This window comes from Evansella sp. AB-rgal1, from assembly GCF_041820985.1.
GTDB lineage: Bacteria > Bacillota > Bacilli > Bacillales > Salisediminibacteriaceae > Evansella.
On the sequence record NZ_JBGUAU010000001.1, the window covers coordinates 13,391 to 39,293 of the forward strand.

26 protein-coding genes and 1 pseudogene are annotated in these 25,903 nt (G+C 33.1%); 7 read left to right on the forward strand and 20 right to left on the reverse strand.

The window, feature by feature from the left end; genetic code table 11:
* Nucleotides 1–373: 373 nt before the first annotated feature.
* The 8 genes from ACERII_RS00070 to ACERII_RS00105 all read right to left on the reverse strand — a co-directional run bounded on the left by ACERII_RS00070 (nt 374) and on the right by ACERII_RS00105 (nt 7,236).
* Nucleotides 374–1,888 (reverse strand): amidase, encoded by a 1,515-nt coding sequence (locus ACERII_RS00070; RefSeq protein WP_373639339.1) that lies wholly within the window; start codon nt 1,886–1,888, stop codon nt 374–376.
* Between the two features lie 145 nt (nt 1,889–2,033).
* On the reverse strand, nt 2,034–2,288 hold the full coding sequence (locus tag ACERII_RS00075) for a phage holin family protein (protein WP_373639340.1): 255 nt from the start codon (nt 2,286–2,288) through the stop codon (nt 2,034–2,036).
* Nucleotides 2,289–2,553: 265 nt separating this feature from the next.
* Entirely contained in the window at nt 2,554–3,516 is a 963-nt protein-coding gene (locus ACERII_RS00080; RefSeq protein ID WP_373639341.1) for an alpha/beta hydrolase, read from the reverse strand.
* 34 nt (nt 3,517–3,550) lie between these two features.
* The gene (locus tag ACERII_RS00085; protein WP_373639342.1) at nt 3,551–4,417 is read right to left on the reverse strand and encodes a nitroreductase family protein; all 867 of its coding nucleotides are present in this window, start codon (nt 4,415–4,417) and stop codon (nt 3,551–3,553) included.
* A gap of 106 nt (nt 4,418–4,523) precedes the next feature.
* Nucleotides 4,524–4,985, reverse strand: coding sequence for a hypothetical protein (locus ACERII_RS00090; RefSeq protein ID WP_373639343.1), 462 nt, complete (start codon nt 4,983–4,985; stop codon nt 4,524–4,526).
* A gap of 121 nt (nt 4,986–5,106) precedes the next feature.
* Entirely contained in the window at nt 5,107–5,874 is a 768-nt protein-coding gene (locus tag ACERII_RS00095) for a protease complex subunit PrcB family protein (protein ID WP_373639344.1), read from the reverse strand.
* Between the two features lie 199 nt (nt 5,875–6,073).
* On the reverse strand, nt 6,074–6,496 hold the full coding sequence (locus ACERII_RS00100) for a DUF1801 domain-containing protein (RefSeq protein WP_373639345.1): 423 nt from the start codon (nt 6,494–6,496) through the stop codon (nt 6,074–6,076).
* Nucleotides 6,497–6,558: 62 nt separating this feature from the next.
* Entirely contained in the window at nt 6,559–7,236 is a 678-nt protein-coding gene (locus ACERII_RS00105; protein ID WP_373639346.1) for a M50 family metallopeptidase, read from the reverse strand.
* Nucleotides 7,237–7,640: 404 nt separating this feature from the next.
* Here ACERII_RS00105 and ACERII_RS00110 point away from each other — a divergent pair, with 404 nt between their 5' ends.
* Nucleotides 7,641–9,209 (forward strand): hypothetical protein, encoded by a 1,569-nt coding sequence (locus ACERII_RS00110; RefSeq protein ID WP_373639347.1) that lies wholly within the window; start codon nt 7,641–7,643, stop codon nt 9,207–9,209.
* A 539-nt stretch (nt 9,210–9,748) separates the two neighbouring features.
* Here the strand turns inward: ACERII_RS00110 and ACERII_RS00115 are convergent.
* The 8 genes from ACERII_RS00115 to ACERII_RS00150 are packed head-to-tail and all read right to left on the reverse strand — an operon-like array spanning nt 9,749 to nt 16,548.
* Nucleotides 9,749–11,176, reverse strand: a complete 1,428-nt coding sequence (locus tag ACERII_RS00115; protein ID WP_373639348.1) for a YcaO-like family protein — start codon at nt 11,174–11,176, stop codon at nt 9,749–9,751.
* Nucleotides 11,167–11,928 carry an ABC transporter permease gene (locus ACERII_RS00120; protein WP_373639349.1) on the reverse strand — a complete coding sequence of 254 codons (762 nt, stop codon included), beginning with the start codon at nt 11,926–11,928 and terminating at the stop codon, nt 11,167–11,169. The genes ACERII_RS00115 and ACERII_RS00120 overlap by 10 nt, the downstream gene beginning before the upstream one ends.
* Nucleotides 11,929–11,930: 2 nt before the next feature.
* On the reverse strand, nt 11,931–12,827 hold the full coding sequence (locus ACERII_RS00125) for an ABC transporter ATP-binding protein (RefSeq protein WP_373639350.1): 897 nt from the start codon (nt 12,825–12,827) through the stop codon (nt 11,931–11,933).
* Nucleotides 12,817–13,425, reverse strand: a complete 609-nt coding sequence (locus tag ACERII_RS00130) for a CPBP family intramembrane glutamic endopeptidase (protein WP_373639351.1) — start codon at nt 13,423–13,425, stop codon at nt 12,817–12,819. Before ACERII_RS00130 ends, ACERII_RS00125 begins: the two co-directional genes overlap by 11 nt.
* A gap of 4 nt (nt 13,426–13,429) precedes the next feature.
* Nucleotides 13,430–14,269 (reverse strand): SagB family peptide dehydrogenase, encoded by an 840-nt coding sequence (locus ACERII_RS00135; RefSeq protein ID WP_373639352.1) that lies wholly within the window; start codon nt 14,267–14,269, stop codon nt 13,430–13,432.
* Between the two features lie 21 nt (nt 14,270–14,290).
* Nucleotides 14,291–15,106: a hypothetical protein gene (locus ACERII_RS00140; RefSeq protein ID WP_373639353.1), complete on the reverse strand. Its 816-nt coding sequence runs from the start codon at nt 15,104–15,106 to the stop codon at nt 14,291–14,293.
* Between the two features lie 15 nt (nt 15,107–15,121).
* Nucleotides 15,122–16,039 (reverse strand): hypothetical protein, encoded by a 918-nt coding sequence (locus tag ACERII_RS00145; RefSeq protein ID WP_373639354.1) that lies wholly within the window; start codon nt 16,037–16,039, stop codon nt 15,122–15,124.
* 2 nt (nt 16,040–16,041) lie between these two features.
* On the reverse strand, nt 16,042–16,548 hold the full coding sequence (locus tag ACERII_RS00150) for a hypothetical protein (protein ID WP_373639355.1): 507 nt from the start codon (nt 16,546–16,548) through the stop codon (nt 16,042–16,044).
* A gap of 1,351 nt (nt 16,549–17,899) precedes the next feature.
* On the opposite strand from ACERII_RS00150, the gene ACERII_RS00155 reads away from it, so the two are divergent.
* The 5 genes from ACERII_RS00155 (at nt 17,900) to ACERII_RS00175 (ending at nt 21,112) form a co-directional block, all read left to right on the forward strand.
* Nucleotides 17,900–18,298, forward strand: coding sequence for a hypothetical protein (locus ACERII_RS00155; protein ID WP_373639356.1), 399 nt, complete (start codon nt 17,900–17,902; stop codon nt 18,296–18,298).
* Nucleotides 18,199–18,618 (forward strand): tyrosine-type recombinase/integrase, encoded by a 420-nt coding sequence (locus ACERII_RS00160; RefSeq protein WP_373639658.1) that lies wholly within the window; start codon nt 18,199–18,201, stop codon nt 18,616–18,618. The genes ACERII_RS00155 and ACERII_RS00160 overlap by 100 nt, the downstream gene beginning before the upstream one ends.
* A 192-nt stretch (nt 18,619–18,810) precedes the next feature.
* A complete protein-coding gene (locus ACERII_RS00165; protein ID WP_373639357.1) occupies nt 18,811–19,053 on the forward strand; it encodes a hypothetical protein in 243 nt (80 codons plus the stop codon).
* 1,172 nt (nt 19,054–20,225) lie between these two features.
* Nucleotides 20,226–20,501, forward strand: coding sequence for a hypothetical protein (locus tag ACERII_RS00170; RefSeq protein WP_373639358.1), 276 nt, complete (start codon nt 20,226–20,228; stop codon nt 20,499–20,501).
* Nucleotides 20,502–20,656: 155 nt separating this feature from the next.
* Entirely contained in the window at nt 20,657–21,112 is a 456-nt protein-coding gene (locus tag ACERII_RS00175; RefSeq protein ID WP_373639359.1) for a hypothetical protein, read from the forward strand.
* Nucleotides 21,113–21,212: 100 nt separating this feature from the next.
* Here the strand turns inward: ACERII_RS00175 and ACERII_RS00180 are convergent, their stop codons facing one another.
* From ACERII_RS00180 to ACERII_RS00190, 3 genes and pseudogenes are all read right to left on the reverse strand, one after another.
* Complete coding sequence (locus ACERII_RS00180; RefSeq protein WP_373639360.1) at nt 21,213–21,794, reverse strand: GNAT family N-acetyltransferase; 582 nt, start codon at nt 21,792–21,794, stop codon at nt 21,213–21,215.
* Nucleotides 21,795–21,859: 65 nt separating this feature from the next.
* A pseudogene (locus ACERII_RS00185) lies at nt 21,860–22,355 on the reverse strand (transposase).
* A 168-nt stretch (nt 22,356–22,523) separates the two neighbouring features.
* Nucleotides 22,524–23,198 (reverse strand): GNAT family N-acetyltransferase, encoded by a 675-nt coding sequence (locus tag ACERII_RS00190; protein ID WP_373639361.1) that lies wholly within the window; start codon nt 23,196–23,198, stop codon nt 22,524–22,526.
* A 216-nt stretch (nt 23,199–23,414) separates the two neighbouring features.
* Here ACERII_RS00190 and ACERII_RS00195 point away from each other — a divergent pair, with 216 nt between their 5' ends.
* Nucleotides 23,415–23,762: a c-type cytochrome gene (locus tag ACERII_RS00195; RefSeq protein ID WP_373639362.1), complete on the forward strand. Its 348-nt coding sequence runs from the start codon at nt 23,415–23,417 to the stop codon at nt 23,760–23,762.
* Nucleotides 23,763–23,808: 46 nt separating this feature from the next.
* Here the strand turns inward: ACERII_RS00195 and ACERII_RS00200 are convergent, their stop codons facing one another.
* Complete coding sequence (locus ACERII_RS00200; protein WP_373639363.1) at nt 23,809–25,101, reverse strand: ATP-binding protein; 1,293 nt, start codon at nt 25,099–25,101, stop codon at nt 23,809–23,811.
* Nucleotides 25,102–25,903 lie beyond the last annotated feature (802 nt).

Below are 25,903 nucleotides of genomic sequence, written 5' to 3' on the forward strand. Positions count from 1 at the left end.
TGGCAATACATTCGTATCATTTATCATAGCGTTGCATTCATCTCAGCATTAATTTTCGGAAATATATCTGCAGTAGCCATTTGGAAGATTATTGAGGATAACACCGTATTCATGACCAATATTCATGGTATATTTCTGAATCCTTTTTTCCTAATGACAGGAGCTTACCTAGGTGTATATCTTATTTATCTCATTATTTTAAGCTGTACGAAAGAATGGACAACAAATGATTGAGTCTATAAGAGAAGGATCTAGATCTAGACTAGACATTGATTAAGAAAAAATAAAGACCCTTCATATTACGGTGACATGTAATGGTCTATAGAATTACTTACAAGCATGTTGAAAAGTAAATGAGAGGAAGGGTCTCCTATTACCTACCACTTTCATACATATTGTTATTTTTCACATCTATCCATAACTCCGTCTGCTCTAATAGTCTTGCAACTTGAAATAGTAATTCTTCCTTCCCTCTTGATGCCATGAACTGAGTTCCACATGGTAACCCATCTTTTGTAATATGAAGAGGAACAGTCATTGCAGGTTGACCAGTTAAGTTTGCTAGCTGAGTAAAGGGAGTTCTCATTAAGTTTTTTTCTGCAATTTCATGCACAACACCTGTTTTATTTAATATATTTCCGACCCCTAATCTACCAACTAAATGAACAAGGAAATTCTCCATAGGCTTCAGTTTCATTTCCCCTATTTTTGCGGGTAAAAAAGCAGTGGTTGGTGTTACATACAAGTCATATTCTTCATGAAATTCTTCCATTGCATAAGCGGCTTTATCCCAGTCTCGTAGATTTAAAACGAACTCTGATGCAGGAATGCTATTGCCAATAAGACCTAATAACCACGTGGTAGGTTCCACATCTTTCATCTTTACTTTTCTTCCAAGCACTCTTTCAGCAGAAGCTAATGTTGCAGCTACTTCACCGAAATACATGGTCAAATAGCTCTTCGCAATAATCTTCCCATCAACTGGGGCATCCTTTTCTTCTACTTCATGCCCCAAGGTTTCTAGCAATGTAATTGCTTTTTTTACAGCTTCCTTACAATCTTCTTGTACTTCTGTTCCTAAAGGGGACTGTAAAGTGTACGCAATTTTTAGTGACTTACGCGTGGGAGTATCCATACTTTCCAAATAACTTCCTTTATAAGGGAGGGCAGAAAATGCCGCACCTTTTTCTTGATAGTTTAATACATCTAACATTGCCGCACTATCTCTAACAGATCTCGTTAACACATGATCTGAAGATGCTCCTTGCCAGTGCCGTCCAAAAACTGGGCCCACTGGTGTTCTTCCACGTGATGGTTTTATACCAAACAATCCACAATAGGAAGCTGGAATTCTAATAGAACCTCCACCATCATTCGCACCAGCAATTGGTACCATCCCCGATGCTACTGCAGCTGCAGAACCTCCACTTGAACCACCTGGAGTATGGTTTGTATTCCATGGATTTCTCGTAGGCCCATAATGGAGTGGCTCTGTGATCCCCATTAGCGCAAACTCTGGAACATTGGTTTGACCTAAGAATAGAGCTCCAGCTTCTCTTATTCGTTTTGTATATGTAGAATCTTGCTTTGATATATAGGATGAGAAAACTTTTGATCCTGATGTAATAGGCTCTCCCCCTATTTCTTGTGTAATATCTTTTAGTAGCATGGGAACACCAGTAAAAATAGCAGTCCTATTGTTTTCTCTGAAGGGAGGAGTACTTTTTGCTTGGTCATACATTCTATGTATAACTGCATTTAAACTTGGATTGAAACGTTCGATTCTAGCAATAGCAGCTTCAACCACTTCAGATTGTTTTATTTCTTTTGAATTTATTAATTCAGCTAGTCCTATTCCATCGTATTGTTCGTATGAAAATCCCTTCATAGGAACACCCCCCCCGAATTATGGAGAGAGCACTGAAAAGTTTGATTTTGACTATTCCAGTGCCCGCACATTACTTATTAGTTTTTTCATTTTACCTATTCTACAAAAATAGTAAAACCCCTTTATTTTATGACCTCCTCCAAGATCATTTATTTCTTTTATTTGCTTGCTTCATTAACTGATAGCCATAAACGCTTGCACCTGTTACAAGTATTCCTTGTACAATGGATTCCGCTTTAAAACCTAATATCCAAGTGGAAAGCCCTATTCCAATTCCTAATAATATATAAGGAATCAACCAGTCTTCTATATATGGAGTTGCTTTCAATATTCTTCCTAATATGAGTAATGCAGGGATTAAATACAATACACCATCTTTGATATATTCTAACAAACCCATGAACAATCACTCCTTAAATAAAAAATCTACTAGTTATCCTATGAGACGTGCTCATAAAATGAAACGGTACATGCCAATACACATTAGTGTGTTTTTTAACAATTACAAAAGGAAAAAAGCCATAATAAAAGAACCTTGATGGCTTACTACGAACATACAAGGTTCAAAAACTAACAAACTATTGATCTTCTGTCTATCTATGTTTTAAATTTATGAGAAAAGAGATAATGTTTATTTACCCTATTATTTTTTACACTTTGAATAACTAATATATATACTTACCAACAAAACCCCAAATGGTATTCCAATAAATTTCTGGATCCACCTTTTCTGCATCACCATGACCTGCTCCTGGGATTATTAGCATATCTTTCTCGACATTTGCAGCGTCATAAACCTCAAATAGCATCTCATAGGGAACAAATGTGTCATTCTCACCATGGATAAACAGCATGGGTGTTGTACTCTTTGCTACTTGCTCTATTGCTGAAGCTTCATATAAATCATAGCCTGCACGCAGTTTTGTAACAGTATTTGCTGCATGTATAACAGGGAACTCTGGTAATCCAAACAAATCATCGAGCTGATAAATAAATACATCACTAACGGAAGTATACCCGCAGTCCTCTACTATTACTTTTACATTAGGTGGTAATTCTTCTCCTGACGTCATCATTACAGTAGCACCGCCCATAGATATTCCAAATAACACAATTTCTGCATCAGGATCTAAATCTAGTATCCTATTAATCCACAGGAGCATATCTTTTCTATCATGCCATCCCATTCCAATATAATTTCCTTCACTTTTACCATGCCCTCGAAGATCAGGTGCTAGGACATTATATCCTTGTTCATAAAAATTCCTCACCCATCTTGTCATATGAGAAGCATTGCCTGAGTATCCGTGTGCAACGATAGCCCATTTATTACTCGAAACTTCTTGTTGAAATAAATTTCCACTCAAGTTTAATTGAAGCTTATCATTAGAAATAACCTTCAAGATAGAAGGTTCGAACCTACTTATAAAATCATCATCCGCTAGCTTAGCTGCTTCGGCAACATCAGCCATGACAGCCTCACTCTCAGCCAGGTGCGGATTACCCTCCAAAAACTCCTTTTCATCTTGTGCATTTAACGCATAATTGTAAAAATAATTACCAACTAAACCGTATGCAATGATAAGAAGTGCTATTACGATCCCTGATATGATACCAACTTTTTTCATAGAGATACTCCCCACTCATCTTTTATCTACTATTTTACCAAAACTTCCAACTTACTATATATTCTATTTCATTATTCGGAACTGCTAATGCAGGATTCTCCTTTAACCATTCACCATATATCATCAATTCGCTACATGCTAACTCAAACTGACACATCGCTATCCCCATATCTAGTAACTGCATGTCATATCCAAATGACTTACTATAATTCGGTGTATGTTCAATATAAAAATGACAAAACTGTCGATCCTTTGATAAAACAAGTCTCCAAGGTTGTTTATTAGAAGCGGAAGGTCCTAACCTCACCATTTCAATCGGGATTTGTAACGTATCTGCTACTTCTTTTACTAGTGGAGATTCAAAATTTGCATCAAAAAATAGCTTATCCCACGCTTTTTTATTATCTGCCTTCACAACAAAACGAAGTGCTTTATCAAATACTCTCTGTTTTTCTTTCGGATAGCCTATTGGAGTAACACATGGAATGAACTGTCCTTCTTTTAAAGAGATTTCTTTCTCAAATGAATTACGGTTAAATGTTCCACCCATCCAGCATGTACCAATTCCTAGTTGCGTTAAAAATATTACTAGCTTTTGAAATACATAACCGAACTGAACTATTGCATCTTTATTATTCTCTGTCATACCTACTAAATAGGCTCTTGGATTTTTAATAAATCCATATGTTCCTAACTTTATGCCCTTATCTGTAACATTGTTTACTACTGGAATAAGCTCTATGTATCCCCTTAAACCAAAAGGACTAACGAAATTTTGTTCTTCTTCTATGTAGTTGTTTATTTGTTTGAAATGCTCTTCTGATATAGCTTCCGTATCAAACGTTCTAATAGACTGACGAGATCTCATAGTATCTAACATTGAAATATTATTCACACTCATTACACCCTCCCCCTCTTACTATATTTTTAGTATAACATTCTTATCCACAAAGAAAAGCTCCCTCATTAGGAAGGAGCTAATTATTCTTTACTTATATAGAAAACCTTTACACCCTTGAAAATCCTTCTTCACTTAAGTAATTGGATGCTTCTTTATATGTTGTAAATGTTCCATCTAACATTTCATCTGAATAAACATTCCAGAGATCATCTTCTTTTAATAATGTTAATGTAACTGTGTTATTATTTATCCATACTTCTTCCTCAGGATATTCATTCTCTTCTGTCTCTTTCGGTGTTAATGACAGAATAGATTTCCGAATTGTAGAACGTAAAGCTTTTTCTGTAAAATCGCGGATGTTTACCATTCCTTTATCATTTGTTTCATAGCCTGTCATTTTGCCTGCATAAACAAAACCGTTGCCATTTGGGTGTAAATGATAAACGACGTTTTTCTGATCATACGAACTATCATGATAATGAAAATTTACTCTTCCTAGTGAGACATCCCTTCGTTCTAGTTCAGGGAATGATTCAATAATGGCTAGTTTCTCTTCAAATGTTAACATAGTGCCTCCTGTTTTTATTTCTATTATGTTTGCATAGTATATCATACTATACATGGAGATACCTCTACTCGATTATTCAGATTAGTAAGAATTCAGTTAACATAGGTGAATTACTCATTATTTAATATGCACTTGAACTATGTTTTTCGAAAGGTTGACCTTTATCATTGATAACTTCAATTACATCATGTAATTCACTTGCTTTCACGGAAATTACTACTATTGGATTGTTCATTACTTGAGTAACCATGTCACCTGGTCCTGGTGCATGCTCTTTTACTTGAATAACTGTCATACCTTCTTTGTTTTCAACCTTCATCACTTCGATATAATGGCCACCAGTATTTTTCATTCCTCCTGAAATAACAATTACGCTCATTTCATTTTCGGAAAACACTCGCCAGTCTCTTATGTCTTGATTTTTCGTAGATGAATAATATTGATATGCTCTCTCATAGTTTCCCATTAATTCAGACTCTGTTAACACTTTAAAAGTTACACTACCACGCATCTGCTCTCCCCCATTTTCTTGCTTGTCATCCTTTGAAGACGGTGTTTCCACTTCCTTCGCTGTCTCTTTGTCACCTTTTTCCTCGTTTTCACCTTCATCCATTGACTCTTCCCCAGGGGTCTCTTCTTCTATTTCCTCTTCTTTCGTAGTATCACTGTTTCTATCATTTCCCACGTCGTTTTCTACTGCAGACTCCTCGTTTTGCAAGGCACTTGCAAATGTTTTCTGTTCTAACCTTAACTCTGCCTTCTGTGTAAGATTGCTGATCAACCATATTTCTTCTTCCATCGCTTGATTATTTCCCGTACTACAACCTAAACTAAGTATGATAAAGAGACCAACACTTGCCATAAGTAATAGACTTCTAAGGATAATCACGTTTACACCACCTCCCTTACAAAAAAGCCTAAATATAAAAAGTTCAACAGCGCTCAACAAATACCAATTTTTTTGTTTTCATTCTCTCAAAAAATGTTACGCGTTGAAGTTCGAAATCTCTTTTGTAATAGTCTTTTGGTCTATTAGAACGATTCTTATTCCGTCTAACAATATATTCGTTTCAAAAACTCTTTTTATGTCATTGTTTTGGATACATTTCTTGTAAAAATTCAATGGATTGTTGAATTAACTCCCGTAAAACTGCTTCATTGATATCTGTAACTTTATTAATGTACACACACGCTTTTCCAGAAGTATGTTTCCCAAACCTCTTTAATAATTCTTCTCTTTTCGTATCTCCCGTTGCAAAATATAAACTAATTTTTGCTTTTCTTGGTGAAAAACCAACTAGCGGAGCATCTCCTTCATGACCAGAAGCATATTTGTAATGGTACGTACCGAACCCAATAATACTAGGACCCCACATTTTCGCTTCATAACCACTTGTTTCTGTAAAAATATCTAGTAATTTATATGCATCTTCTCTTTTTTTCGCACTGTCTACTGACTCAATGAATTCAATAACACTATTGTCAGTTTCCTTGGTTTTTAACACGTACATACATACACCCCTTACACTGTGTGATTTATATACTTCCATTCTATGAATTATCCTTGAATCCTTTAATTTCCTTTAAAGATAGTCATTATGTCATACCCAAACCATATCATTATACCTACAATAAAAAAGATTGTTCCTTGTACTAGAAATAGTAAGCCCCAAATCACTGCCGGAACATATGTCGCCTCTGCCAGGAATGCTGCATCCCCAGCTCTGCCCTTATCTTTTAAGCTCATAACAAAAATCGTCCAAGAACTTATAAACGCTTGAATAAGGAGTGAGATACCGATTATGTTTAATACCATCTTCCATGCTTCAACATACTCAAAATAATACATAAATGTAAGACCAAGAAGAACAGTTAAAACCCAGATCCAACCTACAAAATTTCTTACCCAAAATACGAGGTTATATAAAAGCAAGCCAAATAGTGCTAACCCTAAGTAGAGATAATACTCCATTTTTATCCCATAAATAAATATAACACTTACGAATGAAGAAATCGGATAACCAGCTAATATAGTAAGCACACGACCAAACCAATGCCGATACTCAAAAACTGCTAGTCCTTCTGTATTAGCAAAAAGTGATATAGATCTTACCCGTCCTCCTGTTACGTATGCCACAAATGCGTGACCACTTTCATGCACCATTGTGTTGAAAAGACCTATGTACGGACCAATAACAGGAATGTTCGTAAGGATGGAAATAAGAAGAAACAATAAAAGAAATTCAGTCATGAAGAACACCTAAATTCATTTAGTTATCATTATGATGAGGCTGGGTCATAACGAAAGTGTAACATTGAAAAGACGAACGATAGGTAACCTTAGCGGAGGAAATATACGAAGACTCCGGCGGGCTCACCAGCCACCCGCGGAAAGCGAAGTATATTCTGCAGCGAATAGTATACCAAGAATCATTTCGTTCGGATTTCTCTTTGCTGAAAACACTTTTGTCCTAGCCGCCTAATATTAATAGTATTATACTAAAAAAGTGCTACTTCATCTAAAGGCTAAAATATCATTTTTTCTCAATACAACATCATGGTTTACAAAAAATACATTTTTTTCATTCCTCTACCATGATAGTTAATGTTACATTATAAGGACAATGTAATAAATTGGTAGTGGAGGCTAAAAGAATGGAGAAGAATCAATATATAAGTTTTGGAATTATTTTTTTTATTGTTGTAGCAGTTATCATCTTTTTTCGTGAACCAACACAGACTACTACAAATCATGATGAAGATGTGGAAATCAAGACCAACGACATAGAAATCGATGAATCAGGCATACTGTTATCAAACCTTGGATATATATATGCAGTCAAAGGGCATTTGGAGAATGTCGACTTCTATTTTTCCGAAAGAGCAAATTCTTATAGCAGAGATCTCATAGAAGAAACAAACATCATTATCAGTAATAGTCAAGAATTATTAAAAATTTCTCATGCAGATCAACCATTAGAAATATATTTTAATACAGCATCGGAAGATTTCTCTATCGATTCCCATTCTACAAGACTAGCACTGACAGCATATAGTGAAGAATCAATAGGTTCGATTGTAAGTTTTTTAAGTGATTATAAATTGCCTGCATGGCTTAGTGTTGGAATGGAGTTATATTGGACAAGGGAAACTTTTAGTCAAATTGGACTCTTAATCCTGCAAAATCGTTTCTCTAGTGAAGATCATCCCTTTGGTGACGCTTGGTTTATTCCAGGATACATTGAGCATGAATTGCGCCCAAATTCTAAGGATGTTGCTTATCACTTTGTACAATATCTAGATGAAAAGAGCGTATTAAAGGATGTTATTGATTTGTTCTTGGAAGACAAGGCTGAAAAAGCCGCTTCTTTACTCAATCAACATTGGTTTGATTTTAGCCAATCTAATACACCATTAGACTTTAATTACCAATACAAATATGGTTTTGACGATGTTTTATTTCAATTAAATACTGAAAAAGTGACAACCTATTTTTCCAATGGCAATTGGAGTTACAAAGAGGTAACAGATTATATCGATTATTTCGAGGATAGCATACGTTATGTGGAAGAATGGTTTGATTATAAAGGGGAAGAACCTATTATTTTCCATGTGAACCCTCATAAAAACAGTCAAAATCCAAATGTTTCGGCAGAAGTCGTCCATTCGGAGATAATGAAGTTGTATGGACTACAGGACAGCCCCCCGTTATTCTGGGTCAGTGATCTAGTTGAGATTATAACCAACCGAGTAGGGATAAACACGGAGTTTTACCCTTTTAAACAAGGATTAGCGAATAATATTATGTATGATTTTGAATCAATGAAAAAAGGTTATGTGCAAGATGCATACCTTTCTTTCATAAAAGAAATTATGACAAGTTCTGATTCTACCAGTTGGGAAGTAATTGAAAAGTACAACGAAGTGAGCAAACAACCATTCCAATATGATGAACCTGTTGATATTCATGCATTCGAAATTGCAACTTCTTCTGTTTATGATGATGAGTATAAATTTCATCATTCTAATTACGGACCAACGATGGATAACTATTTTGAAGAGTTAGATGGGCCTGTAAAAGCAAGCTCTTTTGTATTATTCTTACTTGAAAAACAGGGGAAAGATGACTTCTTAAAGGTTTACAGTGACATTCAAATGTTTGAAGCTGTTTACGGAAGCGATCTAAAAAATATAATTACAGAGTGGAAAAAACTCCAAAATTAGCAGCTCTTTTGAAGAAAGTGCAACGACTTGGAGGCTACTGAAAATGTTAAAAGCTAACGCCAGTACCATCCAATTTTAGAAGATGATTCAAGGCATTTCAATCTTTATTACCCATCCTATTTTTTCCACTGCTTGATTCCTATGGAGACATTTCACTCAGGAAAAGAGTTATTCTTCAAAATGTCATTATATTTCTTTTTTAAACATAAAGCTAACTATGGGCCCATCGCTCAAACACTTTTCAAATGTTCAAGGGAATAAGTTAATTTTTCTGATATAATTATTCTTTTTATGTACTAAAAAAACTCAAAATGGCATATACTTGTTATATCAAATAAGAAAAGAGAGTATCCGTTACATACTCTCTTCCCTTGCTCTTGTTAGTTGAAAATGTTTGCCCAGCACCAGCAACAACAAGAGCAGCACCAACCACCAGGTGATAATGCACTAGCATGGAAGTCTTTTTGATCTTCCACTTTTTTTATTATTTCCATATTTTTCACCCCCTTTCATGATTAAGATCAATAAGATTAACCTTCTTAAGGGAATGGTAGTATTTCTCTATTCATCTCCACATCTTTATGTAAGTACTGATTATATTTTTTGTGTCCGAACATTGGTACACCTGCAATAAAAGCTGGAGTGAACTCTTTCATAAACACTTTTGAAATGTATATATTTTTAAATTGCTTTCCTATATCTAATCGAGCAATATAAGGTTCAATATTATGTTTTTTAATATACTCTAAAATATTTAATCTTGTTTCTGTTTCACGAATTTCTGATAACAACCTCTTGGGATTATCCTTAACAAACCAATCTAGCTTATGTTGATTTCTTTTTAATCCATAGTAAGATACAGCTTGATAGAATGTTTTAAAGTTTTTTGGATCATCATCTTCATTGACATCAAGTACTCCATTGGAATAACTAGAAGTTAACCAATTCGGAGCATATACTATTTTTCTAGTATTATTTACTGCCTGTGTATATTCTTCAAGAGATGAAAGTATAGCTCTCTCTATACTCGGAGAGATTCCCCCTCCTGTATTGAAGGAATATTTCGTCATATCATCATCAAATGACATTGCAGTTATTACATGAAAGTTCTGCTGATCAACATTATGTCGGAAAAAACGTATATTTTTTTCAGTAATATAATTCATATACTTCCTTAGTTGTGGATCTTCGCTATCGTCGATAATTATTTCCTCTGGTTGAATCTTACAATACCAAGATAAATTTATTTCATGACGTTCAATTATTTCCATTAAGCCGTGCTGTATTCCTTTATCTTCTAGATAGTGAGAAGTTAATCCCCCAGAAGTTGCATAACCAATTCGTTTTTCGTTTTTACTTTTCGGTTTGTAATACATAAGGATTAAACATGCAGGAATATATACTTCCGTACCACTTGACATTTCTATCATTTTTATCCAGCTCGTAAACGTATCTTCATCAAAAACGTCAAATAACAAATTCTCATCCAAAAATTGCTCATCTGAAAAGCTCCTTAAGTCATTAGGATGAATTGGTGTTAAACCCTTTTCTTTTAGCATCTTATAAGTACCTATTTCAATATTCTCTTTTTGCACAAAGTATTCCAGACAAGCCATAAGCCTCTCGAATGCCTCACCTAAAGACGAACAGATTGCTTTATAGACAGTAAAACCTTTACCGCCTGCAAATATTGATTCGCTGAGTTTAACAGACATACTGGTACTTCTTAATAGATAATTAAAGAAGTAATTAATATTCATGAATTCGCAATTACCAATAAACAGTGGTAATTCTGATGACGGGGCTAGGACAACATCTAATTTTTTTATTAGATTAAAGTATCCCAAGTAACTATTCATTTCCATGTAATTTGTAAAATCCTCATATTCAAAAGAAGCAGGCTCTGAAATTTTCCTTTTATTAAGTACTGTGATACTAACCATTTGCTTATTTTTTTCTAATCCCATTTCATCTTCACGCTCCTTAAGATAAAAAATAATCCAATACCTAAAATGAATAAATATAGTAAATTATTTAGAGAATCTGAAAGAGTAAGTTCACCAATCCAAAGCAATTGAACTACTTCAATGCTGTGTGACATGGGAAAAACTTTGGCAATTATCTGTACATTGTTTGGAAGAGAATCTAAAGGCAACACAACACCTGATGTAAATAATAGCCCCATAAAAAATCCCGATGCAACTAGACTTGCTGTCCTTGAAGACTTTATAAATAGCGCAATTAAAAATCCTATAGCATAGAAAATATAAATTATCAGTAAATAAATACCAATAAATTGAATCCCTTCTATTACATTCATATAAAAGGATGCATCATATACAAAATAAGCAATACTTACAAATAAAAACGTAGAAAGTATGCTTACTAATGAGAAGGTCATTACAATCGATGTAAAATATGTCCTCATATTAACAGGGTAAGTATTGTATCTTTTTAATACTCCTTGTTCCTTTAACTCTAAAATAGTAATTGGTATCCCCATAAGACCAGCATTTGCTAACAAAAAAACAATATTCACAGGAACGACCGTATCAATCCCTAATACATTTTCTCCATATTGGGTAGGTTCATTTCCAAAAGCCCCTCCGAATACCATCGTTAAAATAATTGGTAAAATAACCATAAAAAAGATAGATACAGGTTCTCTTAATAATGCCTTTAATTCAATTTTAAAAAAAGCTAAATAATGTGCCACCATCTTCAATCCCCCGAATCCTTAACAAATTCACCAGTGTAATAAAAGTAAATATCTTCTAAATTAACAGGGTGAACATTTATCCTCTGTGATGAATTAGTTAGCTTCTGAATGGTTTGTTGGTCTTCTTGATTAACAAAATAATTGTATACAGACCCAGACACCTTTAAATCTAACAAAGCCCTTTTCTCATCTAGGATGGAGTTTAGTTCCTCCAGATGATTTACTCTTGTTTTAATTACATACCCACGTTTAAAATCTTTAATAAGCTGCGTTGTTTTACCGTGTAAAACGATTTTTCCTTTGTTCATTAAATAGACATAGTCACTATATAGTGCAGCTTGATTTAAGTAATGGTCAGAAACAACAACGATATTCTCTTCTGCGTACTCTCTGATCATATTCCATATCTCATCTCGACTGAACGTATCTAAGCCTGATACTGGCTCATCTAGTACTGCCACCTCGTATTGTGTCATGAACAACATTGCAATTAATACTCTTCTTTTTGTTCCCCCTGATAGTCCTTTCGTTTTTTGATGATAATATTCTTGAAGTTTATATCTTTCTAGATATTTATATGTGTCAATATCTAGCTTAAATATTTCTTTCACTAGATTTAATTCCTCAGCAACTGTACAATTTTTTCTCAATGTATTTTGCTGAGTTAGAAAGCCTAGTTTACGTTTAAGTTCCACATCATCTACTCTCTGATCATTTATTTTTACTCTTCCTTGATCATATTTTCGCAATCCAACCAATATCTCAAGTAAGGTAGTTTTCCCACAGCCGTTAGGGCCTGCAATTAAATAGACTCCTGGCTCGTTTATATGTAATTCAATACCGTCTAGGACTACTTTTCCATCGTATCTTTTAATAAGTGAATCTATTTCAATTCCCACGTTGTACAACCCCCCATCCTTCTTCTTTGTTTTTCAATGCAAAGTAATTATATACAAGATGCAAAACAATCGATAACAGAATATTTCTCGTAAGTATAAATATAATTCCACACACTAAGCCAAGTACCATTTTGGAAAACATATCATATTTAGAGAACGTAAGATGATTGATTCCGAAAAGGATACTGCTAATTAGTAAGAGAATAATTATTGAGAAACCACCCTCCATAAAAAGGAAATAACGAAATAGGATTTCTTCTTGCAGCCCAATAACAAATGAAATCAATAGAGCTTTAATATTTACCCTTCCTTTAAGCATGTAAGCAAAATCTAGTAAAATAACGTTGTGTTTGATCATATTTAATATGATTAAGTCGACAATATAGAACAAAATTCCTAATCCCACTACAAGGAGCAGTTGAAAAAAGTACGTAAACGAAACTACTATTTTCCATTCAATTTGTCCTATTAAGAGAACGTTAGTTAGTATACAAATAAGTAAAAGGATAAAATAAATGAAGGGTGTTTTTTTTGGTACTCGAAATGTAAATAGCAAAACAAACAAGGTAATAAGGATAAGCTGAGATACTACTATCATTTATTTATATATCCGCTGATTTATAGCCAAAACACATTGAAACAATAGGATAATCATTACTACCTAAAGCTAATATGTCTTCTAGTTTATGCTCTAGATATCCCGCAACTGCACACGATCCTAATCCATGGTGCTCTGCCAAAAGCTGAAGATAGGATAAGAGTATTCCAGAATCAACATGAGCAAAACGGTATGCACGCTTATAATATTTCGGAACTACCCTCTCCATGTCGGCTACAATAACACAAACAAAATTACTATATACAGTGAATTCATTTTGAAAGTGTGTGTCATTTATCAGGATGCGCATATTACCATGATCTACTAAACATAGTTCATCTTCAATAAAGTCAAAGTAATATAACCCTTTTTCTACTCCTTCTACATTATTAATAAAAATAAACAAATCTAGATAATTTAGTCCACCTTGGGAATTTGTATATTTAAATGGAAATTGTTTCTGATCATATGGTCCCACACCAAAATACTTAACACCAAAGCTAAAATGAATAATATTACTAAAGGTTTCGAAATCCACTGTTCTATTATCAAAATCTCTTAAGGAATGTCTATTTTCAATTACATCAAAAATGTCTTGCTTATGAAGCTTTTCTTTATTAACTCTTAACTTATACTTCCGAATACAATTATCGATTATTTGCTTCTTGTTATGGACAATATGGTATTCGTCATGCATATATTTCATATAGTTCTTTGTCTTGTATGGAGTATCATCTATGATCTCATGAACAACTTTAATCTGATCTATGTCAGACTTTTCTAACATCATTTCCTTCATTCCTTGAATATGCTCAGGAATTTCTTTAATTCTTGTTCCCTCCATAATATATCTCCTTTCATCTATTTATTTCACAACATATAATGTCAAGACACTTCTCTCCACACCATCTAGTCCTAGGAAGTTATTCATTTCTGCCGTTTCAAAGTAATCTAGCTTATTAAATACTACTTCCTCTCTATCTAATAAAGCTCTAATCCTTTCAACAATCATTCCATATTTCATCAAACTACTCCTATAACCATATTCCCCCAGAAACAACATCTTTCTAATGGGAGTAAATATTGGAAAAATAACTAGTGCACCATTCTCATCACTTAATTTTTCCTTAATATCTTTTGTAAGTACAAAATAATGTTGCTCCTGTAGTTTATTGAAGAAATCCATAGCATGATTTTTCCATTTAAAAAGAAATCTCTTCTGTGGTAAATATTGGTATATAGCTCCATCACTATATATCAAAATATCAACGCTAAAATAGTCTAGATTAGAAAATGTATTTAAATAAGATACAAGATGCTTTATCCGTTCTGGAAAAACGTCTACATCTATATATTTTTCTTTCTTCTGCACATATTCGGAGTCCTCTGGGTGAACTGTCGAGCTATGCCACTCTATTGCTCTTTCATAAAGATGAATGTTCTTTATCATTTCATCAGATTTAACTAAATTCGAATTTACATGAAAATATTCGGCTGGAGAAAAATAATTATTACTTGTATGTCTATATGAATAATAAGATAAATTCTCTTCTAAAAACTCAAAATTGTTATCAGAGTAAGCAACATTTTCTTCGATATAGCGCTTAAATATAGCTATTTCTTCTCTGGTAAACTGCTGTTGTTTCTCTTCAAACATAGTTCCATATACTTGCTTGTCCATATAATCCCCCTCCCTTTATATAAAAGCATGCACAAGATTTTTATCTCCTTGGCAACTAGGACACTTAGGAAATTTTAATAATCTAGATTTCGTATTAACCATTCTTTCAAAATCAAAGGAATATGCAAAATAATTCATGTTTGTGTATGAAATAAATTGTTCTAATAATAAGCAAGTTTGGTTAACTAAAATAGTAAAATGAATTGGGTTCACATAAATTTCACCATTTTCATCAAGGAGAAGCTGTTCTTTCATAACCTGATAATCTAACAAATTATAAAATGAGGACTCTCGCATTATTTCAAAATCGTTATAACAACCAACTTGATCACAATTTACAAGGGGGATTATGATGCCTTCATTTCCATCTAAATATGAAATGATCAGTTTACTATTCAAATCTAAACATAATTTATTGAATTTATGAAAAGTATTTGGTGAAAAATTTCTTTTAAATAGCAAAATATAATCGAAGTTTTTTAACACTTCTTTTGTATCTTTTTCATTCTCTAGATCGATGTACGGTAAACTAGAACTTGATTTATTATCTATTGAGTAATATGTCACATAATACTGTTCATTTTTCAGTGTAGAAGTAACAATTTGACTCTGATCGTGGTCATCAACAATAACACAGAGTGATGTATCTTGCTTTGTTTTTTTAGAAATTTCATAAAGAACCTCTATCTCTAACAATTGATGAATTAGTGATTTCATTTGATCTGAGTTAGGAGCTACAGACAAAGAGGCAAGTTGTTCCTCTAAGTCTTTTAACTCAATAGGATAGTTAATAATTTCAAACATTGCATCTAGAATTCCCGTTTTTTCCTCATCTTTAATACTAAAAGAATAATTTGAGATACTCCCTCTTTTTACTAAATATTCGTACCGTGAACATCGAATATAGTGCATCCCTTCATTTAATGCTAACATCCCTATACCTCCTCTTTTTCTGTTTCTAAATGTAAATCAAACCCTATTACTGTTCCAAAAGCATCAACCTTGGCAATTTCAATTATGTGGTTATTCTTTAAATCTAGTTCATTTATATTTGTATCTTTATAATAATTAACAAATGTATTAACAGCTCTCTTAAATTCATTCATGTCGTTAGGTATAGATATTTTCAAACTGTCCTTAATGTAATATTCATTAATCAACTCATACTCTTCATGGTCTTTTAAAAATAACGTCACATCATAATTTTCTTTAAGGGGAACCATAATCTGTAACGTCAGCGTTTTCATCTCTTCATTTCTTGCTAGAACTTTTGTAATAACTCGATGCTTATGCTTATGACCTTTTCTACCTAGTCGTTCAATCAACTTGTCCATCTCTTTTTTCATCAACATAGGGTTGTTCATTTCCTTGGTAAAGGAAATTATATGTTGAAAAACCTGTTGTGGATACTCCTGAACTTTTAACTCCTTTATTTTTGACATGTACCCTCCTCCAATCATCAGTATATTCTAACTATTCTATCTTTATATAAATTATAGATATAGTTTAATAGTTCTATACTAATTCCAGAAGGGTATTATGTACCTTTTATCAAATATGGAAGCCTACTTATCCTGTTTATACTAGTTCAAAAGTTTCGAATTATTTGTTATTAATGATCATCTTTTAATTTTGTAAAATATTCCATTACTAAAGTTATAAATTATATGAATAAAGTTTAGATTTTTAGTCCAAAACTACCTGGATTTTATCTATAAAAAAAGAAAATGTACCTATTATATTTACGGGTTTACTTCAGAGGAGCAAAACGTCAAATCATAGACGAATTCACACGATAAATCAAACATCTTTCACCACTAGATCCATAGTATATTTCGCATATTACAATGGTACGAAGGTTCTTCGTGCCATTGTTTTTATATTTGCTTATTTCATTAACCGTTTGTTGAAGTAAATGAGGTTTTCTTGGAAGTTTATTAGATAAACGTAACTTATCGCCAAGTCTATGTATTCGTATCCTTACCACTGAAATAAAATAAGCGGAGAATTTCCACTTAAAATCAAAATTTACCTAAATTCTTTGAAAATAAGGGAAGTTTTTCCGCCTATGCAAAGGAAATCCCCCTTTTTTTTATAGATTTGAGTCAATAAGCGGAATTTCTCCGTTTATTCCGACTGTTTTCCGTGCTATTTATTAAATAAGGGAAAATTCTCCGTTTATTTATTCCATTGAGCAAGTCTCCTCGTTTCTTTCACTACATTGCTTGAAAAATTTAATATATCCTTTCATTACTTAAATATAAATATCCAAGTCCTTGCCTTTCACATTAAAATTCGCAGGGCAAATCACATCACAATAACAGGAAGGATATATTTATTTCCACCTATGTGAATAGGGCTCTGAATTACTTTGTGTTTTCATATCTATTTATCAATAAAACACTAGTATAAAAAGAAAAAGTCACATTTGTAATTGTTACAGATTGCCAAAAACAATAATAAAAACTATTAAGGAGGAATTATATGATGTTGTTATCGGAAGCTTGGGAGGTGTATTTGATAAATTAGATTTGAGCCACTCCGATTACATCTTTGTGAGCCACTTTTAACTTTGCAACTGGTAATTATGGAATGTCTTGACATGGAGCCTCCAGAGGCATGATTTAGCTCGAAAGGCGACACAGCAAGCTGTTTCGAGAGGCAACAAGCCTATCATGCCTCTCACTCCATATCAAGACGGTGTTCTAACTGGAAATGGAGTGGCTCACATTTTCATGAGCGAAGTGGCTCAATTTATGTGAGCAAAAACAGGAGAACTATCAATCGGATAAGATGCTTGAAGGATATTCGCTGCAAACATTAAAAGCCTATACCGTTCAACATGATCTATTAGTTAAGCATTTTACTCAAGAAGTAAAATTAGAAGAAATAGAACATAGGGATTTAAAGGCGTACTTAGTGAAGGATTCTGACCGACTCAAACCAGCAAGATTAGGACATCGGATTCGCTTTGTTAAGTTCCCTTTTAAATGGGCAAATGACGAAGGGATTATTAAAAATAATCCTGCCAGAAAACTGAAAGAACTAAAACATCTATATGGATACCGAAAATCCTTACTGCTGAAAAAGAAATCGAATATTTACGAGAAGCTTTTTGTAACTCATTTGAGAATGCATTATTTGAATTTATGTATTCAACAGGTTGTCGAATCGGAGAAATTGTATTACTAGATAAAGAAAGTATTAGCTTAGAAAGTCGGTCTGCCATTGTAAGAGGAAAAGGAGATAAGGAACGGGAAGTGTATTTTAATATGCGTTATGAGATATGGCTAAGAAGGTACTTGGAAGAACGGATGGATACCAATAGGGCATTATTTATAACGGAGAGAACCCCTCGCCGATTGAGTATTGCACAAATGAGGTATGTAATAAAACGTATATCCAGTAGAACTGGAATAAATAAAAGCATTCATCCTCACCAACTTAGACACAGCTATGGGACTCATATGTTGAATAATGGTGCTCCATTAGAAGTAATACAGAATTTATAAGGACATGAGAAAAGCGAGACAACAAAGATTTATGCACAACTTAGTGGTGCGATGCGGAGAGAATTATACCGCTAATACTTCTGATAAAATGAATAAATATCCCCTTTGGTTAGACATTTATTTGGAAAATCATGTTAAACTAAAGGGGAGATTGAAGGAAGAAGTAAAAAGATTAAGGAGAGGGAAATAATAATGTTATTATTCTTTGGATTTTTAGGGGTTATTTTATTAGTTTTTATACTATCTATATTTTTAAGTCCAATAATTGAGAGTAAAACAGGAACAGAAATTATTTTACTTTCAATACTCCTAGTTTTAGTTGGATTTTTCTTTAATTATTTATCCCTGAATAATATATTTGATTTTATAGGATTTGGTTTAGTTTTATTCGGATTGGTTATCGGTGTTTCAAGTTTCCTATTTAAAAGAAACTAAATTTGTCATTAACTACAAAGGATATGAAGAATAGATTTTTTTATTGATTTTTTGTGAAAAATTGTACTTGCTAACGGAGTATCGTTAGTATTACAAGCTGTCGTTGTCGTTGTGTTGCTGACGGAGAGAATCATTTATGAAAGGTAGCTATTAAAACATTTTTCTTGTCTGCTAACGAAGTAATATTGCGTATCACAATTATGATGTTAAATGTTTATGTACAGAAAATAGACTTGTTTTCAAAATAAGGAGGGTTGTATAAAATGCATTTCGAATTCGGGAATTTTGGAATTTTACTCCCCCCTTTACACACTACAATTATTGCAATAGTAATTATTATTTTCTTAGTAAGGTGGAGTAAACAACTAGAAACACGACGCTTTACAGTATTTTTTTACTTTCTGATAAGCACTATAATTGTTCCAATTTTTACTACAAATACAAAAAATGGTGTTTTTGAGTTATGGGTACCCTTGGGATTTATACTTGTTTTTTTATACTTGTTCCGTAGTTCAAGAAACCACCCATCTAAAATGAAAGCGAGTATTTTAGGGCTTGGCATAGCAATATATCAGTTGGCTTTACAATACTTTTGGTAATTTTTATTGCACTAAAGGAAGCGTTTCTGCAATATGGCAGAGACGCTTTTATATATATTAATACTAATTAGAAGGGGATTAATGTTACCATTAAAATGTAATGTTAAATGAAAGTGAAATACGTATATCTTTGGAATGTAAGGAGGAAGAAGGAAGTTGACAAGTGAAATAAAAGTCAATTGGATTAAGTTCTTAAACTAACCATAATCCCACTTATAATAGCAGTTATCCTTTACTTTATATTTTCATTTGACTTAGCAGGATATCGGTATATAAATAATACTGCTACTCAGCTAGAAATAATACCTTCTGATACGGAATGGGAAGACAGAATCATTATTAATGATAAAGAAACAATCAGTGAAATTTTATCGTTAATTAAGATCACTCAATTAAGAGAACTTATTAATACCAATAAATAATTTAAATCCAACATTTTTCTTGTTGCTTATTGCACTATCGTACGCTTAGTAGAACAAGCATTGTTGATGTTGTGTAGCTAACGCTTCCTTTAGTGAAATTAGATGAGGTAAAGAAAAGTATGACAACAATAAAAATAAGGGGGGGCAAATAATGAAAAAAATTGTAATTGGTGGATTTATAATGCTTGGTGGCTTATTAGTGACTTTAACAATTATTTTAGCGGGTACTATTTACGCAACTAATATAACTGCATGGTCTGGTAAGTCGAAATTATGGCATGCAATTTTTGGAGCGAAGCAATATGGAAATGAAGTTGTACAGTCTTTATTTTTAGGTTTTCCATTTATTATAGGAGTTCTATTAACTATTTTAGGCTTAATAATCTTAGGGCAAGAATATTTTAAAACATTTAAGGATGAAGTCTAACCTTATTAAACAAACGTGAAGGGTGTTAGTAAAATCTCGGTTAGCAATCTTTTAACTCATTTTTTGTGCAGAGAAACTGGTTAATGATGTTTCATTTGCAATTATCACTATTACGAATATCAATAGAAGTTTATTGAAGGGATGTTTACCTCAAAATGAACAAGAAAATAATTGGTCTACTTATAGCAACAACACTGGTAATAGTAATGACATTCGTTTTTAACAAACTGTTTATTTACAAAACTTTCGAGCAAGTAGTAAAGCCAATAAATGAAGAGACGATAATTGACGATATTGAAATATTTACTCACCTCGATAATGAAATTGATATGAAAACGAAGGATAGAATAGAGGATAAAGAAATTATCTCCAGTATATTAAATGGATTTACTAACATGAATAGTTTAGATTATAGTATGCATATCACCACAACAAATATGATTCCTCAAGGAAAGCGAAGAGAATCATTTAATTTAATTTTTAATAATACTTATCTCACCATAGTAGATAGTCGTGGTCTTAGAAGTTATAACATAGTGAATGAATCTGAGCATTTAAAAGCCATTGAATTGCTTAAAAAAGACGATGATATAGATTGGGTCAAGTTTTAATATTGTTCAACAAATGTTTTTATAGTTAAAGAAGCAAATATAATCAAAGGACTTAGAGAAAATCATCTCTAAGTCCTTTTTGTTTTATTGTCTTATTCACCTAACACTTACCCGTTTTGTTATTTTGAAAATCTTTCTTTAATAGAGAGTAAACAGCCATATCTCGAAACTTGCCCTTTATAAAATATTCGTCTTTCAAGATGCCTTCTAAAGTCATTCCAAGTTTTTGTAACACTCTTTGAGACTGAACATTCTCCACCATACAAGGTGCCTTTATTTTATTTAACTCCATATTGTTAAAACCGAATTTAATAACTTCATTTGCTGCTTCGGGGATTAAACCTCTCCCCCAATGTTCATTTGATAAGATAAATCCTATTTCAGCACGGGAATGTTGTGGGAACCAAGCGACAAAATCAATCGTTCCTATCACTTTCTTATTTTCTTTTAATTCAATAGCCCAAGGAGCTAGTTTACCTTCTTCGTATTGTTTTATGATATAACTTATAAAACCCTTTGAATCTTCAATTGTTGTATGAGTTTCCCACGGAACAAATTTCGATAGTTCAGGAACAGAAGAGTAATCGAACATATCGTTAGCATCATCGAGTGTAAATTTTCTTAATAAAACTCTTTCTGTTTCCAGTGTCGGTAAATTATTGAACACATCTGAAATCTTCATTTTTCTAACCCCTTTGCTATTAAATTTTCTGTAACTCTTCTCCCCGTTGAATAAAGAAATAGCCTTTATACAGTAAACTTAGATAATCTAAGTGTATCATATGTTTCTATATTTGGAATTAAATTCCCTTTTATTATCATATCGTTCATTGTGACTTCATTTCGTTGGTGATGGATGCTCTCTAACACTTGAAACCACGCAAGATAATTGTTCAGATACTTGGTCGCCACGCATCCAACGATTGAGATGACGTGTTCGATATAATGCCGTATTGGTGAGGTCAGTAAAAGTCATTTTACAAGCCTTACAGCGATAACGCTGTTTCTTCACTTCTTCGCCATCTACGATAGTAGAGTATCTTCCAAACCGCACAATATGTTCTGACTCGCAACCAGGACAACGATAGCCATCCTTATGCTTTCGTTCAGAGATTTCTTCCAGTACCGTTCCTGTTGACGATGAGGCAGTAAGAACATCGATTAAATATTCCCGTAGCCGATGTTTTTCCGCTGGATTAAGTTTTTGAATGGCTTTAAGGATATCGGTTGCTCTCACAGTCATCACTACCCCCATCTTTGATAACTTCATTATAGAACATTTGTTCTATAATAGCGAATATCAACAACAAACTTTAACAGAGCCTTTAAAATAACCCCTACTCCTCTTAACTATGCAAAGAAGCCTCTCTATGCACACCGAAATGGTATTGTTACTGGAAATGTCGTTATATTACTTTACTTCTTTAAACGGATTTCTCCATTCCATTAATGCAGCATAATTATGAGATTCTTCGTCTTCTAAATAATTTGTAGCGATTCCAACAGGCGTTCTACCACATCGGAGCAGGAAGGAAGTCACTGGATCTTTCCATTCACCACAAATCACAGCATCATAATACTCTTCTATTGTCATTCTATCCGCAACTTTATGAAAACCAGGTAGTCGTCCTCCACCAAGTAACCGATCCAAGTCTTTATGAACAACCACTTCGTACATGGATTGCATAAGCCATTTTCCTAAATCGAGTTTACGGAATGCAGGTCGAATGCAAATGTCTACCACATATAACGTATTACCATTTGGATCATGATTACGTATATAACCATTGTCCGTAATCTCTTCCCAAGTGTGCTCTGGATGTGCAGGATCAAATGTAACTAACACCCCCGTCATAGACCCAGCCAATACTCCATCCACCTCTACACATAATGCACCTTCAGGAAATAACATCACGTGATTTGTTAATTGTTCTTCATTCCACCATGCATCAGAAGGATAGGGTGGCGGAAAACTTTCCTCTTGAATTTTTATTAGTTCAGAGAAATCATCTTTTTTGTAATTACGAACCTTAACCTTCACATTTTTCCCATGATTATAAAGATAGAGATATTTTTCGTATGTCATCTACATCACTTCTTTCATTTAAAAAGGATATTCTCCCTTTTTTTCTAATGTACATTTATATGAAAACAGTATCGCACAGAAAACACATAGTTTCATTATTCCGTTCCCTTCCTAAATGGAAATGTCATGAAAATGACATGACTCTATTCGTTCTTTCTTCTTAATTTCCAATACAATATTAGTTGTATTACTAACTTGAAAAGGAAGTGACCACCTGTGAAAGCAAATTATAAACTACTACTTACTTTTTTTGCATTAATTATCTTTTCAACTATCATACTTGGTTGTTCCGATGGTCCAAAGGTTCAATCCATAGAACCAAAGGACGAACTTACAGAAGCTGCACAACCTCTATATCAAAGGGCTTGTATGGCTTGTCACGGAAGAGATTTAAATGGCGGAACTGCTTCAGGACTTCTTAATACTGGCCTAACAAAAGATGAGTTTCTCGAAATCACCTTAAATGGAGACGGACGCAGGATGCCTGGTGGACTTGTTTCAGATGAAAGTGCTGAATTAATTACGAAATGGATTTTTGAAATGGAAAATAAACAAAACGAATAGAGAGGAAATCAAAAGGTGGTGTCAAAAAACCTTTTGATTTCCTTTTCTAACTTATATGAATTTGCTGTGTATCAGAGTGCTGATGTTTCTCTTCTAATGGAAGAGTTATGTAAAAATCAGTTCCTTCGTTTACTTCACTTGTAACTTGAAGTTTTCCACCTAATATTTCAATAATTTGCATAGCTGCCATCATGCCTAACCCGGTACCTTCCCTCCCTTTTGTAGTAAAATATGGTTCCCCAATACGTGAAAGTTGTTCAGGAGACATGCCTGTTCCTGTATCGCCTACATGAATAATAAGCTCCTTATTATTTTCTTGTGTTTCTATAGTTAGTAGGCCGCTATTAGGCATAGCTTCGATACAGTTCTTCGTAATATTTAGTAAACATTGCTGCAACAATTGTGTTTCCCCTACAATAAATGACGAGTGAATATCTGTCTTAATTTCTATAGAGTTCATATTTGCTAGTGGCGTAATAATATTCACTGCTCTCAACAATTCTTCCTTTACGTCAATCATTTTAATATTTACCATCGATGGTTTTGCAAATGTCAAATAGTTTCGAATAATATCATTTGCTCGATCTATTTCCTGTATAGAAATTCGTAAGTACTGTTGTCTTTTTTCTTTAGAGACTTCAGATTGATCCAACATTTGAAGAAAGCCTCTTATAACCGCTAACGGATTACGAACTTCATGAGAAATGGAAGAAGCAAGATGACTAACAATTTCCATTTTCTCCGCCTTTATAATACGTTGATTAATGAAAATTGATTCACGAAACACCTCATATATGTAAATAATCATAAATGTCGCTACCATAGATATAGAAACATATAGTATTATAAGGGAACTAGGAATAGAGATATTAAATAGAAACGTTGAATTTACTAAAACTAAGATAGTAGTTATAAAAGCCAAGGAGTTTCCTATAATTAGTTTTTTCCGTCTAGAACCGTATCGAAATGATTTAGTTAGAAAAAAAATACTTACAAGTAAAATGAAAGTAACTACAAGAGTTGCTGATACTCCAATCCCTCCTAGAAAAAACCGATAAATTATCATTATCCCCGATAACATTAAACTAGTTGGGAACCCATAATATAAGCCGCCTATCATGATAGCAACAAGTCTTAAGTCAAAAATATATCCTTCTATTATCGATATAGGAAATGACATACAGCATAGTATTCCTAATACAATTGAGAAAACAGATAATCTCGACTTGTTTTTCTCACACTTAAATATTTTCTGATTAAATTCTAGTGAAAGTGGGATGAAAATCATAAATACTATTAAAAATAAGACATTTAATAATAGCGCTTCTAATCCATACATTTGCTAACCCCTTCTAAATAAAATTCCACCTTAATGAGAAAACCAATCTACTTCCTTTTCAACCTTTTCACTATTTTAGTATATAAAGTTTATTTATGTTGTCGAAAAAACTGCATATCACAATAAAAAAGTAACCATATGATAAACATCACCTTCCTAGTTTCAAACTTTTGGATACAGACTCGTTGCTCTATTGTGGTATTTCGAAAACTTTCACTGTACTAAAACTTTTTACATTTTTTACAAATCTGATATTTTCACTATCTCATCTCCTATAACGTAAGCGTTTACGCAACATAACTTTCAATAAAAAATCAGCTTTTCATATTAACTAGTTCCGTTACCTATCGCAAACATTAAAAATGTAACGTAAAATGACTACTGAATCGTTCTGTAATTTCTAGTCACTTTTGTCTTTTTAATTGCTTTTATTTTAATGGTAAATTGCACACGAAATTGTTGGGGGACATTGTCCAGTGCATGTTTACATTTCAATCTACATTTTTGTATGTTAATTGAGTGTATAGAAATATAATGTAATATGGAAATGATATCTTTATCGCTTGTTATCAAAAGAAAGTATGTTTTTTACGTTAAAATGATAGTAGTGAGAATACAGTGATTGTGAAATTAAGCACTTAAAGGGGATGATTGTGAATATTGAATTTTACAACAAACGAAATTTTTCCTTCATTGAGTGACCAAAGATACTTAAAATAAGGGGAGATTTTCCTTTTAAGCTTTAGAATATAGCTTGGATAGGGGGAAATAAGGGTAGTTTCTCCCCCTATTATATCAACCC